The following is a 15,962-nucleotide window of genomic DNA, read 5'->3' as shown; positions in this document are numbered from 1 at the left end:
GATGCCCATCCTTCAAGCTCCCTCTATCGCCAACAAAAAAATCCCACCCCCAAGACTGCGCTTCAGTCTCAGGGACGAGATTGGAATCCTCGTGGTACCACCCAGGTTCGCCGGCTTGGTCGCCCAATCGGCCTCTTCGAGTACGGCATCGCCATGCCGGCCGGCACAAGATGCGTATACTCTAGCTCTGTAACAGGAGCTCCCGTCGCGCCATCCCCTGATCAGCCAGGTTCCTGCGCGCTGCTCGGAGTCTTTTTTCGATAAAGGGTCCTTTGCTCCTTTTCAGCGGAACGGAGCTCTCTGGGAAAGAATCGCTTTATCTACTTCTCTCTTCATCGCATTTGAATTGTTGCACCTATCGTATCAAATTATCCCTGCCGCGGTAAACAGGAAATTAAAAATTCGAACAGGCGAATCGGCAGGCATTTCCCGTTCAACGGCATGGATGCTCCGGATTCCCCTTCGCGGAGCCGGCTTCGCTGCGCGCATCCGTCCTAAGACGGATACGCCCTTGGAGACTCCAAGCCGGGCTGGACGGGGCCGTCGGCATCCGTCCTCCTCAAAGCTCGACGATCTTCGTGGCGACGGCTTCGCAGAACCGGCTGTCATGCTCGACGAAAACGAGGGTCGGAGAATGCTCCAGCAGCAGCTCTTCGATCTGCATGCGCGAGATGACGTCGATGAAATTCAGCGGCTCATCCCAGATATGCAGATGGGCTTCCTCGCAAAGGCTTCTCGCGATCAGCACCTTTTTCTTCTGCCCGCCGCTGAACGAGGCCATGTCCTTCTCGAATTGCAGGCGGGCAAAGTCGAGCTTCCGCAGGATCGCCTTGAACAGGCTTTCGTCGATGCCGCTGAGGCGGGCATAATCCGTCAGATTGCCCTGCAAGTGAGACGTATCCTGGGCTACATAGGAGATTTTGAGCCCGCTTCCCTTGCGCAGCGTCCCGCTGCAAGGGATATCCTCCCCGCAGATCAGCTTGAGGATGCTGGATTTGCCGGAACCGTTCGGTCCCGTGACGGCGATGCGGTCTCCTTGCTCGACGGTGAGGCTGACTTCCTTGCCTGCCGTCATTCCGCCATAGCGGACCGCGACCCGATCCAGCTCGGCCAGCTGATGCTTGTAGTAGGCGAGCTGGCTGATTTTCAGGCTGTCCGAGCTTTCCCTATTTTTCAGAAGCTTGGCCTTCTCTTCGATCGCCGACTGCTGCCTCTGCTCGATCGACTTGGATCTTTTCATCATCTTGGCGGCTTTGTGGCCCACATAGCCTTTGTCCACCTTGGAGCCGGAGTTGCGGGTTCCGTTTTTCGACTTTTCGACCTCATGCGACCATTGGTTCGTCCTTTGGGCCGCATGGGACAGACGTTTGATGTCCTTGCGCAGCTTGTCGTCCTCCGCCAGCTCGTGCCGCTCCTGCCGCTGCCTGTCGTCCCACCAGTCGGAGAAATTGCCCTGCCTCACTTCGATATCGGTCTTGTTGATGGAAAGGATGTGGTCCACGCAATGGTCCAGAAACGCGCGGTCATGCGACACCAGGATGAATCCGCTCTTGCGCCTCAAATACTCGCTGACCAGCTTCCAGGCGTGGATGTCCAGATGATTGGTCGGCTCGTCGATCAGCAGGAAGCTGTTCTCCTTGAGGAACAAGGCCGCCAGCAGCACCTTCGTCTGCTCGCCCTGGGACAAGGAAGCGAACGGCCGGTGCAGCGCGTCCTCGGTTACCTTCAGCAGGGAAAGCTCCCGCATGAGCTGCCAAGGCTCGTAGTCCGGACAGATCTCTTCGACGACAGCTGCGACGCTGTCCTCCTTGCGCCTGACCTCGAACGGGAAGTAATCGAAGCCGACGCTCGCCGAAATGGTTCCGCCGTACTCAAGCTTGCCGAGCAGAAGGCGGAGGAAGGTCGTCTTGCCGCGGCCGTTCCTTCCCGTGAAGCCTAATTTCCAATCGGTGTCGAGCTGAAAGCTTGCGCGGTCAAAAATGTTGTCGTAGGAGCCGTCATACGCAAACGTAAGGCCGGCAACTTGGATTAGAGACATGGATGTTCGACCTCCTGAAAAAAAATAAAGAGCCGCAAGAAAGATCCCTTTCTCGCAGCTCAAACAGGTAGGCCAAATCCACCCTCCGAAGGGGACGGAAACGGGGCCGGTCACTTGAGTGGGAAAGAAAATGCATCTTTCTTGCTCCTACAAAAGAAAAACAGAACGAATAAGCCTGTTTTGCCTTTCCATAGGGTTAGCAAGAAATCCTACATTCTCCTTCTCATCTCCAGTCGGTTCAAGTTACCCGTAGTTTAGCATGCCGCCGTGGCCAATTCAAGCCTGGTTCGCTTCGCGCAGCGGCTGCCCGGAAGCTCCAAAATGCGATGCCGGGACGGCTGGCCGCACGGTTCCGGCGCTTGACGGCCCGCTCGCGGGCAACAGCAGGCTACTTCTCCATGACCGCAAAATAATTGCCTTCGGGATCGGCGAAGTTGAACACCTTGCCGAACGGAAGCGTCACAAGCTCTCCGAGCGTCACCTGCTTGCCGGCCAAGTCCCGGTACAGCCCCTCCAGATCCTCGGCGAAGAACATCAGCGAGGGCGGTCCGAGGTTGATCTCAGGCGACATTCGAGCGACAGCTTCCTTGTCGTGCAGGACGAGGCTGGTCCCGCCTTCCTTGGGGGCGACCTCGAACCATCTCATGCCTTCTCCATTCTCTTCGGCTACGACGGCGAATCCGAGCTTCTCCGTCCAGAATTCCTTGGCTTGATCCTGGTTTTGGACATACAGCATCACCTGGCCGATTTTATTGATCATCGTTTGCACGCTCCCGAATCATATTGGCTTCTTCAGCCATTGCCGTTGGGCTTAAGGTCCCCAGCTTCACCGTCCTCAATTCCACGCTTGTCCCGGCGATCCTGCTTCTTTGTGAAAAGAATTAAAAAACAGCCGCATATCGGGCTGCTTTTTCGCCACGCTATTCAGGGTGCCGGTTCTTCCTTCACTACGGACGCTTTTGGAGCCTGCCGCTTACCAGTCGCTGCCCCAAGCATTCGCATAGGCTTCCATTATCCGCGGAGCGGATTCGCTTCTCGCGCCGGAAATCGCCGCGGACTCCCGCTCGTCCACACTCGCCAGGCCGGTTGCCGCCGGAGCGGGAGCGGCTTGCCTGTTCTCCGAAACCGGCTTCGGCCGGCTGCGGTTCTCCTCCAGCTTTTCCTTCGTTTTTCTCAAGCTGAAATCCGGTCCCAGTACGTCGGCGAACAGCTTGCTTTCCTGCCTTCTGATCTTCCGCGCCTCTTTCCGTTCCCAGGCCGTTTCATGCAGCCGCTGCTCCTCCACCGTTTCCGGAATGACGGCGGACACCTCGGTCGGCTTGCCGTCGTCGCCGAGCGCCACGAACGTCAGGAACGAGGTGGCGCACACTTTTCTCTCTCCGGTCAGCAGGTCTTCCGTCACGACCCGGACGAAGATTTCCATCGACGTCTTATGCGCCCAGGTTACGAAGGCGGACAAGCAGACGGCATCGCCCTTCTTGACCGGGTGCAGGAAGTCGACGGAGTCGGTGGAAGCCGTTACGACGGGACGGCGGGCGTGGCGCGTAGCGGCGATCGTCGCGACATCGTCGATATAGGCCATCAGCTTGCCGCCGAAAATCGTTCCGTGATGGTTCGTATCGGGCGGCAGGACGATGGAAGCTTTTATCGTGTATGAGAGGCTTGCCGGCTTTGCAGGCAAGGTTTCTTTTTTGGTCATCATGCATGTACCTTCTTTCTGTATATAACCCGTCTGTCCGGGCTAGACATAAAGTGTACACGGCCTTGTCATATAGGTAAAATACATATATCGCATTGTTTTCATTCGTTTTCTCTATGTATTCGCTATCAGAAAGACAGGTGGACAAGGATGGACATTCGCCAGTTGACTTACTTCATGGAGGTCGCGAGGCAAGGCAGCTTCACCAAGGCGGCCCAGCGGCTCCATATGACTCAGCCCAGCCTGTCCAAGATGGTGCGGCTGCTGGAGGAGGAGCTGGACGTCACCTTGTTCGACCGTTCCTCCAAACAGATCGAGCTGACCGATGCGGGCGAGAGCATTCTGCGCTCCGCTCGGGAGGTGATGGCCTCTCTGGAGCGGATGGCCTCCGAGCTGGACGATGTCGTCCAGGCCAAGAGGGGCAGGCTGCGTCTGGGCATTCCGCCGATGATCGGCGGGCGGCTGTTCCCCTCCATCCTGGAGAGCTTCCACAGCCGCTACCCGCAGATCCGCCTGGAGCTGGCGGAGCATGGGGGCAAGGTCATCGAGGCCGCTGTCGACAGCGGCGAGCTGGATGCGGGCCTCGTCATCCTGCCCGTCGTCAGCGAGGACAAGTTCCACATGCTGCCTTGCATCGAGGAGGCGCTGCAGGTCGTCGTCCATCCTGGACACTGGGCCGCCGCACGGCCGGTTCTCCGCATGCAGGAGCTGGAGCACGAGGCCTTCATCCTGTTCAAGGACGAATTCACGCTCCGCGATCTCATTCTCGGCGCCTGCCGGGATGCGGGATTCGAGCCCGATGTCGCGTTCGAGAGCACCCAGTGGGATTTCATGACGGAGCTGGTCGCGGCCCGCTTCGGCATCACCCTGCTGCCGCGCGGCGTGGCGATGACGCTGGACCCCGCGCGCTTCTCTGTCATTCCGGTGGAGCGGCCGGCCATCCGGTGGCGGCTCCATATGATCTGGAAGAAGGACCGGTACCTGTCCTTCGCCGCGCGAGAATGGATCGCATTCATGCGGAAGAGCCTGGAGGACGGCTCATGATCCGAATACGGCAACGCCGGCAGCGGCTGCTTCAGCGCCGGCGCATGCTGCGAAGGATGACGATCAAGCCGAGCGTGACGAACACGGCTGCCGCGGCGATTTTCAACGCGGTGTTCTCTCTGCCTTCCGCGTCATCCGCTGCGGATTCCAGAGGGATTTCCCTGCCCTTCATATAGGCCAGCTCCGCCGCCGATGCGCTGGTCAGCTTGGAAGGCGCGCAGAGAGGATTTTCCCAGCCGTCTCCTGTTGATTTCAAGAAAAACAGGTATTCCGCTCCGCTCAAGGCGGGGCCATCCAAAGCGCCCCAATTCCTATCCTCGTCCGCGACAATTCGGGAGGACCGGATGCCTTTATAGCTGCTTTTGACCGTGAGATGCAGTTCATGCCGGTCTCCGCGCTTGACCACCTTATCCACATGGCCGACGATGACCGCATCATAGTAGCCGTACGCCTTCTCGATCGGCATCAGCTCCGCGCAGGACAGAGCCTCTGCACGGTCAGGCGGATACGACGCCGCCAGCATTCCGAGCAGAATCAGCAGCATGCTCAGCTTTTTCACTTTTCCACTCCTCCTTGAGGGCTTCTTGAGCTCCTGACGAGATGAAGGGACAGATAGGTTGCAGGGGATGCCTCCATGGATGGCAGCGGCTGTTTGTACAAATCCTGATCTCTTTTTGCAAAGCAATGCGGCGAGACAAGTCCTATCCTATGAAGAAGAAAGGAGGCGCGCGTCATGGACAGCTTTCATGCTTTCGAGTCTGTCGTTGAGTACCTTGAAAGTCTCATGCCCGGTACAGAGGAGCTTGATTATCGGGTCATCGCCGGCATCGCAGGCTGTCCCGCTCCCTTATTCCAGCGTATTTTCATCTACGTTACGGGAATCTCCATCCACGATTACCTGAGGATGCGGCGATTGACGCTGGCGGGACATGAGATCCGCAGCAGCCAGGACAAGATCATCGACATCGCGATGAAATACGGCTTCAATTCCCATGCCGCCTTTACGCGGGCGTTCAAAGACCATCACCAAGCATCGCCTACCGGGATCAGAAAGACCGGAGAAAAGCTGAACGACTACCCTCGCGCCTCCTTCGCAACCTTTCGGATGGTAGGAGGAAAACGAATCATGGCCGAGCTCAAAAAGATTCAATATGTGGAATGGGGACCTCGCAAAATAATCGGCAGGAAGAGCATGACCTCCTTTCAGAAAGCGGGGGAAGAGTGCTGGGGAGCCGCATTCCGGGATGGCCTGCTGGACCGCTTCCAGGAGATGGAGGCCTGGATCTGCAGCGATATCGACCCTTATGTCGGACTCGGCCACATGAGCCGTTTTGTCGGCAGAGATGAGTTCCAATATATCATCGGCAAGTTCGTGGAGCCCGGCGCGCCAGTGCCGGACGATATGGACGCGGAGAGCATCCCCGCAGGGACCGTCGCCAAGGTATGGGTCGAAGGCGATACCCTCAACGACATCATTGAGAGCGCCTACCTGATCTGCACGGAGGCGATCGAGAAGACCGGCTACAGCATGGATTTCGAGCACTTCTATTGGTGCGACGTCTATACCTATGCACGTTACTGCGCGCCGCTGGAGCAAGGACAGAAATTGATCCTCGATTATTATCTGCCTGTCGTCAAGGCCGAAGGTTGACCCTCTCCAGCTCCATCCCCCCCTTGCAGCCGCCCTCATGAAAAAAAAACGGGACGAAACCGAGCATCCTCGGTTTCGTCCCGTTTTGTTGTATTTTCAGGCCATTTTCCAGGCTTGCTCCAGTCGGCCGGCTTCTCAGCCTGCCTGCCGGAAGCCGTCCGGCAGCAGCGCCGCCAGGTCGGACATGCCGGCCGCCAGATGGATGCCTTCCATCGTGCGCAGCGATCCGGAGATGATGCCGGCCAGCCGCCCCTGCTCGTCGAGCAGCGGACCGCCCGACATGCCGCTGGCGATGGCGGCGTCGATGAGCACGCGGCTGCGGCCGTTGACGACCGCGTCCGGGCTGCTGACGATGCCTTGCGTCACGATCGGCGTGTTTTTGAGCGGGAACCCGATCGCATAGACAGCGTCTCCATGCTCCAGCTTGGCCGACCGCAGGGAGACGTACGGATAGTTGCCGCCTCCCTTGCGAGCGGGGAGCTCCAGCACGGCCGCGTCGGTCCGCTCGTCATACCGGCCGACCTTGACGGAGACGACAGTGCCGTCCGCCAGCACGGCCTCCAGCCGGGCCGCTCCCTTCACGACATGATACGCCGTGGCGGCAGTTCCGCCGGAAGACATCAGGACGCCCGTCCCGGCCGCGGCAACCGTGCCGTCGGCGCTCAGCGCCCGCAAATAAAAGACGGCATCCGAAGCGAGCCTGTAGCTCTCGTCGGCTGCGAGCGGAGCCTGCTGCTCCGCCTGGGTGCTGGTTGCCGCATAAGGGCCTGCCGCCAGCATGGCGGCCAGCGCCAGCGCGGCGATCCATCTTTTTTTCATGGTCAAGGCCTTCCTTTCCTCAAGCTGTGCGCGGACAGGCTCAGCGGCCCGCCGGCGCCGTCGGGCCCGCGGCCGACATGATGTCCTTGTACGCCCAGTGGGCGGAGGTCAGATCGGTGAAGCGCGGTCCGGCATCCGTGCGCTTGGCGGTGCCGGCCATCCGATTGATGAGCACGACAGCCTGAGCGCGCGTCAGCGGACTGTTCGGACGGAAGCTGCCGTCCGGGAAGCCCTGGATCAGCCCTGCTTGGGTCAATGCGCCGATGTATGGCGCAGCCCAGTGCTTGATGGCGTCCTTTTGCTTCGGCGCGGCCGCCTCGTTGACATCGAGCCTCAGCACTCTGGACGCGATGACGGCGAATTCCGCCCTCGTGAGGCTGCGGTCGCCGCCGAAGGTGCCGTCCGGATAACCGCCGACGATGCCGGCGGAAGCGAAGAAGGCTACCAATTGCTCGCTGCGGTCCGACTTGTCCGGGAAGGCGTTGCGCAGCTCTCCCGGCTCCCGGTCAAGCAGCGGCGCCAGCGATTCGATCAGCTCGTAGCGGCTCATCGCCGCGTTCGGCTTGAAGGTGCCGTCGGCATAACCGGCGGCGTAGCGGATCGTGGACGCATCCTTGCGCAGATCGTAGCTCGCGCTGCCGACCTCGAAGACGTACGTCAGGATGCGCTTGTCTCCTTCGACGATCGCCTTGACCGTCATGGAGCGGGTGAGCACCAGCTCCCCAATGAAGCGGGGACTGTTCTCCGTCGGATCGCTGCCGTCCGTCGTGTAGCGGATCCACTTGCCCTCCGGCGCGGTGAGGCGAAGGATGCTGCCGCGCGGCACCCGTACGGATGCCGGCTTCTCCTCGCCTATGGACGGCTTGCCGATGTTCGACTCCAGAGCGGGTTTAGGCTCCGGCGTCGGAGACGGGGATGGCATCGGGCCAGGGAAGAAGACGAAGCCTCCTCCGTCCTCCTTCAGCTTCCATTCCCCGCTCAGCACCGGGCTGTACTCCTTGCCCGCCTCGACGGCGATCGCCTTCAGCGTCGTCGTCGCCTTGAGCGTGATCGGCGCTTCATAGGCGGCGGACATCTCGCCGGGCTCGCTGCCGTCCAGCGTGTAGCGGATGACGGCTCCCGGCTCGGCCGCGAGCGCGACCTCGACCTTTTCCTTGAATTCCTTCTCCCCCGAGACGACGCGCGGAGCGGCTGCGGCCTGCGGCCAGCGCAGCTCCGGCGAGTTCAGGACGATGGAGCGGGCGAAGCCCCCGAGCTCGGCCTTCACCGCGACGGCGCCGCCGGCCAGCAGCTTGCCTGAGCCGGCTTGCAGCAGCGCGAGCGAAGCATCCGCGCTCCAGCGGAGACCTTCGGCCTGGCTGAGGCCGAAGCTGGATGTCAGGCGGTTCACCGAATCGCCTGCCGCCGGAACGGCAGCCGCGGCGGCCAGGCGTGCCAGCGCGCCGTCGGCCGGAGCCGGATAGAAGCCGGCTGCCGCCCTCCAGACGCTGCCGGACAATCCGGCCGGCAGCGAGCCGGAGGTCAGCTCGGCGCCGCCGAGCGCCCCTTCCGAGGAGATGGAGCCCGCGGCATCGTAGTAGGCGACGCCGCGCTTGACCATCTGCTTGTGGAACGAGGAGCCGCGGATCTCGCCGCCCGCCTCCAGCTTTCCAGCCAGGCCGCCGAAGAAGCTCCGGCCCGGCTGGATGGCGCCGTCTGCGGAAGCGACAGCCTCGCCGCCTGCAACGGAGCGCTCGACGAGTCCCGTCAAGCGGCCGGCGATGCCGCCCGCCCATGCGTGCTGCAGGCCGTCCGCCGTCGTCCGGCCGGTGGCCAGCGTGTCGGCGATGAGGCCCGCGTTGACGCCGGCCGCTCCGCCTGCGGCGGCTTCGGCGCCATGGGCGGATACGTCCGCCGCGCTGTACGAGCGCTCGATCGTGCCGCCCTCGCGGTTGTCGCCGGCCAGACCGCCGGCGCTTGCGGCGCTGTGCGCCTTGCCGGCTGCGCCCGACTGGGCGATGGCGCCTTCATTGACGCCGGCGATCAGGCCGGCGCTCGCTCCGCCGCTCACGCTGCCCTCGGCCGTGACGCCGACGAGCTCGCCTCCGGCCGAGTTCACGGCCGCGACAAGTCCCGCATGGCGGGAGGCGTTCACTTCTGCGCCGAGAAGCTGCAGATTTCGGATGCGGCCGCGGTTGACGAGCGTGAACGCCGCGTCGCCGCTTGCTCCCGCTTCGGCGCGAAGCCCGCTGAGGCGGTAGCCGCCGCCATCAAGCTCGCCGTCGAAGTCCTGGAGCGGCGTCCAGCCGAAGGCGGACAGATCGATGTCCGCCGCCAGCCGGATCTTGCCGCCCGAGCCGAGCGGAGAGGCTGCCGCCTTCCGGTCGAACAGGCGGAAGTAGGCGAGGCCGGTATCATTCCTCAGCAGCACGTAGCCGTCCAGCTGCTCCCGGCTGCCGATGACGATCTCGCCGCTGCCGGACAAGCGCAGAATCGAAGGGTCGACTGCGTTGCGCCAAGCGCCGGAAGCCAGCGGATTGCGGGCCGGGACCGCCTCGGCCGAGGCCGCGGCTCCGGCGTTGCGGCCGACAGCCGCGCCGCTGCCGGTATAGGCCGAGGCCGCAATGCGGCCGTCGCGGAAGTTGTAGCCGACGAGCTCGCCCTTGTACGAATCCGTGCCCTTGGCATTCGAGGCCAGCTCGCCGACGGAGGCATAGACTCCGTCGATGGTTCCGTCGTTGTAGCCGGCAAACCCGCCGGTATACGAGCGGGTCGTGCCCGCAAGTCCTGTCGTGGAGACGATTCCCTGGAGCGCGTACGAGCGCTTCACGGCGCCGGTCCGCTCCACGGCGGCGGCGAAGCCGCCCGTGCGCGTATCCTGGCCGGCATTGCTCACGCTGCCGGAAGCATAGCTGTCCTCGACGGCGAAGCGTTCGATCGAGCCGGCGAAGCCGCCCGCGTAGGAGCCGCGCTTGCCGGAAGCCTTCACCGCGCCGTCCGCGTACGAATAGCGGATCGAGCCGGCGCCTGTGCCGCCGTCTCCAAGCAGGCCGGCGAAGCCGCCCGCATACAGCGTCGTGTCGATGTTGGCATCCGTCACCTCGACCGGAATCGAGGCGGAGCTGCGCGTCACCTCCATGCGGTCGCCTTGGCCGACCGCGCCGCCCGCATAGGCGGCAGGCAGGTTCTCGCCGATCGTGACGGCCGTGCCGACGGCGATGACGGCCCCGCCCTCGGGCAGGACGCGGCTGTAATGGATCTCGCCGTCCTCGCCTTGGCCGACAAGTCCTCCGACCCTGTAGAGCCCGGCGCCGGAGGCGTCGATGCCTCCATGGGCGTCGGCATGGACGAGAACGCCGCTGCTGTAGCCGGCGATGCCGCCCGCAGAGAGCGTTCCCGCCGTGCCCGCGGCGATGGCCGCGCGGCTGTCCGACTCATAGACGGACGCCTGCAGCAGCCGTCCGACGAGGCCGCCGGCCAGCAGTTGCGAGTCGCCTCCGCCGGCAGCCAGCGCAAGCTTGCCGCTGTAATGCGTCTGGTAGAGGCCGCGATAGAGAGGATAGAGTCCGCCGAAGCGGAGCTCCGCGTCGCGATCCGACGCGCTCAGCTCGCCGGCGATGCCGCCTGCGGCAAGCGTGCCGGAAGAGCCCGCATCCAGCGAGGCGGCAATCGGTCCGGACATCTTGGCGTCCTGGATCGTGACGTCGCGCCCCGTTCCGACAGCTCCTCCCGCCGATAGGCTTCCGCCTTTGGCATTCAGCGAGGCTTCAATCTCTGCGCCATGCAGCGCTGCGCGCTCGGCGCGGCCGACGAGACCGCCGACCGACGCCTCCTGCGCGCCTGCCGGCGATGCGACGGTCAAGCCCTTGACCGTCGCCTGCCGGATATCCCAGGCTGCGATGCCGCGGCCTGTCTTCTCGCCGATCAGGCCGCCTGCGGAGCCTCCGCCCGTAACGCCCGGAGCGGACGATATCGCTTCGGCCTTGAGGCCGCTCAGCTCATTCCCCGCTTCCGAGATGCCGATGAGGCCGCCTGCAGCCGCTTCATCTCCTGCGGCGCGCACCGCTCCCGCCTCGCCGAAGAAGACCTCGAGCTTGGCGGCGGAGCCGTCCTGATAATGGCCGACAAGGCCGCCTGCGGCCGAGCCGGTGCCGGATGCCTCGACGACGAGGCGCGCCAGCTCCAGCTTCAAGCCCTCCGACGCGCCGCTCTGGCGGCCGATCAGGCCGCCTGCCGCCGCTTCGCCGCCGCTCGCCGCTATGCGGCCGGCGGCTTCGCCCGACGTCGTCAGCGTCCAGCTGCCGGAGGCGATCGCAGCGACGTTCTCGCCGACGATGCCGCCGGCCGCTCCGCGAACCGCCGCGCTCTCGACGCGGCCGCCCGCCAGCTCGACGCGCAGTCCCTCTGCGGCGCCTTCATTGCGTCCGACGATGCCGCCCGCGACGCCGCCGATGACGGCAGCCTGCTCCGGCAGCTTCAGCTCCACACCGTCGATGCGGCCGAAGCTGCGCCCGGCCAGAGCGCCTGCGTATGCAGAGCCATGGACGGATTTCGGCTCCAGCTTGAGCCCGCTCACCGAGCCTTTGGCGCCGATGACGCCGAACAGCCCTCCATGCTCGACCGTGCCGCTGACGGCATAACCGTCGATCAGATGGCCGCCGCCGAGCAGCTCGCCCTGGAACGGCAGCGTCTCGCTGACGCCGATCGGACTCCACTGGGCCGACTGGATATGGATCGGCCCCTTGATCTCGATGCTCCGTCCCTCGAAGCCGAACGGCTCGATGCCGACGAGCGTGCCGTTGACGATCGCCGCCAGTCCCGCCAGCTCCGCTTCGGTCCCGATCTGGAAGCTTGGCGCGTCTTTGTCCCGAAGGTACCAGTTCACATTCGTATTCACGCTGCCGCCGGTTCCGTCATCCCCGCCGCCGCTGCTCGCGGCTCGGTTCACTTCCGGGTACTGGTACTGGGCGCTCAGCGACCCGTACTTCCAGGCCGTCGCGAAGTCCCAGCCCGACAGCGCCGGGAACTCGCTGCGGTCCGCCAGCGTCGAGGAGAGGATCGTGCTCAGCCTTCCAAGCACGCTGAGCCAGCGGTACTGGCCGTCCGCGAAGTCCGGCAGGTCCTTGTTGAGGTTGAGCTTCTCGTCCTTGATGTAATAGCTCTTGTAAAGCAGCTCCTTGCTCGTGTTGTCGTACCGGCCGGCGAAGCCGCCGGCCCGCGCCGTCCCGCTGGCCGTCACCTCGGCCGCGGAATAGCTGTAGGACACCTTGCCGGAGGCGATGCGTCCGGCAAAGCCGCCCGCATAAGCGCCCGTGCCCGACGCCGTCACGCTTTTCGCGCTGTAGGCGTTTTTGACCGTGCCGCCCGACAGCTCGCCGATGAGGCCGCCGGCCTGGGCGTATGCGCCGGAAGCCGCCACCTTGGATGCCGCGTACGCCTGCTCGATGCCGCCGCTGCTGCGCCCTGCGAGGCCGCCGAGGAACACGGGCTGGCCGGCTGTGCCGTAAGCTTTCGAGGTCAGGTCGAGATCGGTGTAGGACGAGAGGATCCGGCCGGCGTTGTCGCCGACGAGGCCGCCGGCCAGCGTTCCCTGGCCCTCGATCGTCAGATTGGCGTTCGTGTAGACGTAATACAGCGTGCCGGTGCCGGCGTTGCGCCCGACGAGGCCGCCGACGACGGCGTCGGCTCCTTTGGAGGAGACCGGCAGCTTGTCCGTCACGCTGACATTGGCGATCAGGCTTCCGTTCTCGCCGACGAGGCCGCCGACCGTCATGCCCGGAGCGAGCGCCTGCACGCTGCCGGAGACGCGGCTGTTCGCGATGATGCCGAGCGAGCTTTGCGGATGCGCGGCCGGATCGCCGGCGCGCGCCTCCAGCCGTCCAGCGAGGCCGCCGACCGTGCTGCCGGCAGCGGAGGCATTCGCCTTCAGCTGCATCCCGGTGAACAGGTTGCCGCTGACAGACGGCTGCTCGCCGCCCTTATGCGTGCCGAGCAGGCCGCCCGCCTGCGCGTTCGGGCCGCTCAGCAGCAGGCTCGCGCCGCTGCCGACGAGACCGCGCAGCGTCGACTCCGAGCTGCGGCCCGCGATGCCGCCGGCCTTGGTCTCCGAGGCGGAGGAAGAAGCCGTCAGCAGCAGATTCTGCACGTTGATTCCCTTGCCGTCGCCCTCGATCAGGCTGTCCTCCGCGCGGCCGACGAGACCGCCGGCCTCGACGCCTGGAGCGCTCGCGGCAAGCGCGGCATAGTTCGGCGCTTCCGCCGATACGGCCGGACGGACGATGTCCGCACGGACGGCATAACCCGCCGCGCCGCCGATGCGCGCTGCGGCCGCCGTCGCCGTCACGGTCGTCTCTTCTCCGGCTGCCAGCGACGAATCGGTCAGGGAAGCGCGGCTGTCCGCCGCTCCCTGCAGCCGTCCGGCGATGCCGCCCGCTTCCGCGCCGGCGCCGCCTGCCTCGATCGCGACGCGGCTCGCCGCAACGCCGCTGATCGAGCCCCCGCTCAGGCCGGCCGCACCGCCGAGCCTGGCGTCGGCTCCGGCGGAGCGGATCGTGATATCCTCCGCCTCGCCGCCGGTCAGGCTGCCGAAGCTCTCGCCGGCAAGGCCTCCGATGCGTGCCGAGGCGCCGCCGGATTCGATCTCGAGGCCGCGGACGAGCAAGGCCGCCTGCACCGAGCCTTCCAGACGGCCGACCGCTCCGCCGAGCGCGGCGTCATCCGCCTGTGCATTCAGCGCAATGCCGGCGACGCGCACCGGATCGGCCGCCGTGCCGAGCACGGCATGCCCTTCGATGCGGCCCGCCGCGCCTCCGAAGGCATAACCCGCCTTGCCTGCGGGGAGGACGGCGGACAGCCGGTCCGCCCTGCTGCCGGCAACCGTCAGCTCGCCGAAGCCGCGGCCGAGCAGGCCGCCGGCAGTGAAGCTGTCGCGGCCGCCGGTCGGAGCGGCGATATGCGCCTCCAGGCGGATGCTGGACGAATCCTTCGCATCCGGATCGCCCGCCGAGACATTTTCGATCACTCCCGCCGCGCTGCCGGCGATGCCGCCGGCCGAGCTGTCCGAGGCGACCGCCTTCAGCACGAGATAAGCGGCCGAGGACTGCCGGATCGTGCCCTCGGCGCGGCCGGCGATGCCGCCGAGCTCGCCTTGCGCCGTAATGGATACGGGCGCCTCTGCCGTGCCGCCGGAGTGGACATCGTGGATGACCGTTCCTGCGGCTGCCCTGCCGGCGATGCCGCCCGCCTGCACATCGCCCTGCGCCGCCTGCGCTCTGGCGTCAAGCGAGCCCTTGAAGCCGGCCTGGCCGAGCATGCCGCCTCCGAGCTCGCCTACGATGCCTCCGGCGCGCACCTTGCCTCCGCCGAGGACATGGATGTCCCCGCTGGACGAGAATGCGCGGGATGAGGCTTCCTGAAGCTGGAGGCCGCCGTCCGCGGAGCCGAACAGGCCGCCCGCATAGACGTCTCCGCCGCCCTGCGCCTCGACCGGAGCCGACTGCGCATAACCCTTGGACCAGGACAGCATCGGGCCTACATGGCCCGCGATGCCGCCTGCATGGACGGTTCCGCCCGCATGGACGCCGACCGCTCCCGTCGCCGGCAGCGCCATCGTCACCTCGGGAAGCGATCCGTCGATCGAGCCCGCCAAACCTCCGGCATACACCTCTGCCGCCTTCGGAGCCTCCACCGTGACGGAGCCGCTGGCCGCTGTCTGGCCGGAGAACAGGACAGGAGCGCCGAAGCCGCCGGAGAAGCCCCCGGCATGCACGATGCTGCCCGCCGTAACCTGAACGGGAGCGGTATTTGCGATGACCGTATTCTGGTCGTTCATGATCAGAATCCCGGCCGTATAGCCGGTCAGGCCGCCCGCGTAGATGATTCCGTCCCCGCCGGACGTAACCGCCCCGCCGTTATGCGCCGTCTTCATCTGCAGGCTGCCGGAAGAAACATATCCGATCAGCCCGCCCGCGTAGGCGGAGCCTTCCGTCGTGACCGAAGCGCCGTTGGACACGTTCGCCACCTGGCCCTCGGCCGAGCCGACGATTCCGCCCGCATACGCGGTGCCGGCAAGGCTCTTGGCCCCGATGCCGATCTCGTTCTCGATGTCGTAGACGATGCTGTAGCCCGCCATCCTGCCGACCGCCGCGCCGGCATAGACGTTGCCGGTTACGGTGGAGAGGCCGATCGAGCCGTCTGCCGCGAAGCGGAAGCCGCCGACCGTGCCCCCTTCCATATTGCCGACCAGTCCCTGGTAAGGGATTCCGGCAGGAACGCGCATGCCGGAGATGCCGAGCATCGCCCCGTCCTTGGCGATCAGCGTGCCTCGGAACGGATGGCTCTCGGTGCCGATCGGCACCCAGTCCAATGCCGACAGATCCAGGCTCTGGTCCACTTCCAGAATTTTGCCCTTGAGACCGTCTACGCCTTCATCTTCATTGACGAGCTTGGCGATTCCCGCCAGCTTGGCCGGCGTATCGATCTTGAACGTGGTATACGTCGGATCGAACCAGCTCGTGTCCGCCGAGCCCGACCAGGTCTGGGCGTCGGCTCTGACCATCAGAGCCGTGCCGCCAAGCGCGCCAGCGAGCATGACCGCTCCGAGCGCGGCCGCTTTCCAGGCCGATTTCCTTTTTGCTGCCTTCATGTCCTGCCCCCCGCCTATTTTCCCGTCCTCAGCAGACAACCCGCATCACGCTTGGAGCATGATGCGGGCCTGCCGTCTGCTGCGGCCG

7 protein-coding genes, 1 pseudogene and 1 other annotated feature are annotated in these 15,962 nt (G+C 64.9%); of the genes and pseudogenes, 2 read left to right on the top strand and 6 right to left on the bottom strand.

The window, feature by feature from the left end; genetic code table 11:
- Nucleotides 1-67: 67 nt before the first annotated feature.
- Nucleotides 68-345: a binding site (T-box leader), on the bottom strand.
- A 214-nt stretch (nt 346-559) separates the two neighbouring features.
- The 3 genes and pseudogenes from abc-f to CIC07_RS03765 all read right to left on the bottom strand — a co-directional run.
- Nucleotides 560-2,038 (bottom strand): ribosomal protection-like ABC-F family protein, encoded by a 1,479-nt coding sequence (gene abc-f / locus CIC07_RS03775; RefSeq protein ID WP_076358602.1) that lies wholly within the window; start codon nt 2,036-2,038, stop codon nt 560-562.
- A gap of 388 nt (nt 2,039-2,426) precedes the next feature.
- Nucleotides 2,427-2,798 carry a VOC family protein gene (locus CIC07_RS03770; protein ID WP_076358601.1) on the bottom strand — a complete coding sequence of 124 codons (372 nt, stop codon included), beginning with the start codon at nt 2,796-2,798 and terminating at the stop codon, nt 2,427-2,429.
- 408 nt (nt 2,799-3,206) lie between these two features.
- A pseudogene (locus CIC07_RS03765) lies at nt 3,207-3,737 on the bottom strand (acyl-CoA thioesterase); the annotation flags it as partial.
- 150 nt (nt 3,738-3,887) lie between these two features.
- Here CIC07_RS03765 and CIC07_RS03760 point away from each other — a divergent pair.
- Entirely contained in the window at nt 3,888-4,781 is an 894-nt protein-coding gene (locus tag CIC07_RS03760; RefSeq protein ID WP_076358600.1) for a LysR family transcriptional regulator, read from the top strand.
- A gap of 31 nt (nt 4,782-4,812) precedes the next feature.
- On the opposite strand, the gene CIC07_RS03755 is transcribed toward CIC07_RS03760, so the two are convergent.
- Nucleotides 4,813-5,340, bottom strand: coding sequence for a hypothetical protein (locus tag CIC07_RS03755; RefSeq protein WP_076358599.1), 528 nt, complete (start codon nt 5,338-5,340; stop codon nt 4,813-4,815).
- A gap of 174 nt (nt 5,341-5,514) precedes the next feature.
- Between CIC07_RS03755 and CIC07_RS03750 the strand changes: the two genes are divergently transcribed.
- Nucleotides 5,515-6,432, top strand: a complete 918-nt coding sequence (locus tag CIC07_RS03750) for an AraC family transcriptional regulator (protein ID WP_076358598.1) — start codon at nt 5,515-5,517, stop codon at nt 6,430-6,432.
- Nucleotides 6,433-6,567: 135 nt separating this feature from the next.
- Here the strand turns inward: CIC07_RS03750 and CIC07_RS03745 are convergent, their stop codons facing one another.
- Together CIC07_RS03745 and CIC07_RS03740 are read right to left on the bottom strand one after the other, a co-directional pair.
- The gene (locus CIC07_RS03745; protein ID WP_076358597.1) at nt 6,568-7,251 is read right to left on the bottom strand and encodes a S1C family serine protease; all 684 of its coding nucleotides are present in this window, start codon (nt 7,249-7,251) and stop codon (nt 6,568-6,570) included.
- A 40-nt stretch (nt 7,252-7,291) separates the two neighbouring features.
- Nucleotides 7,292-15,874 carry a chitobiase/beta-hexosaminidase C-terminal domain-containing protein gene (locus CIC07_RS03740; protein WP_076358596.1) on the bottom strand — a complete coding sequence of 2,861 codons (8,583 nt, stop codon included), beginning with the start codon at nt 15,872-15,874 and terminating at the stop codon, nt 7,292-7,294.
- Nucleotides 15,875-15,962: the final 88 nt, after the last annotated feature.

It is taken from the genome of Paenibacillus sp. RUD330, assembly GCF_002243345.2.
In the GTDB taxonomy this organism is placed as follows: Bacteria; Bacillota; Bacilli; order Paenibacillales; family Paenibacillaceae; genus Paenibacillus_O.
Note: the sequence above shows the minus strand (reverse complement) of the source record. Positions and strands in the feature narration are given on the sequence as shown.

What these genes read in the sequence shown, in the direction of transcription:
- abc-f (WP_076358602.1), bottom strand. Translation starts at nt 2,038, where the DNA reads ATGTCTCTAATCCAAGTTGCCGGCCTTACGTTTGCGTATGACGGCTCC.
- CIC07_RS03770 (WP_076358601.1), bottom strand. Translation starts at nt 2,798, where the DNA reads ATGATCAATAAAATCGGCCAGGTGATGCTGTATGTCCAAAACCAGGAT.
- CIC07_RS03760 (WP_076358600.1), top strand. Translation starts at nt 3,888, where the DNA reads ATGGACATTCGCCAGTTGACTTACTTCATGGAGGTCGCGAGGCAAGGC.
- CIC07_RS03750 (WP_076358598.1), top strand. Translation starts at nt 5,515, where the DNA reads ATGGACAGCTTTCATGCTTTCGAGTCTGTCGTTGAGTACCTTGAAAGT.
- CIC07_RS03745 (WP_076358597.1), bottom strand. Translation starts at nt 7,251, where the DNA reads ATGAAAAAAAGATGGATCGCCGCGCTGGCGCTGGCCGCCATGCTGGCG.
- CIC07_RS03740 (WP_076358596.1), bottom strand. Translation starts at nt 15,874, where the DNA reads ATGAAGGCAGCAAAAAGGAAATCGGCCTGGAAAGCGGCCGCGCTCGGA.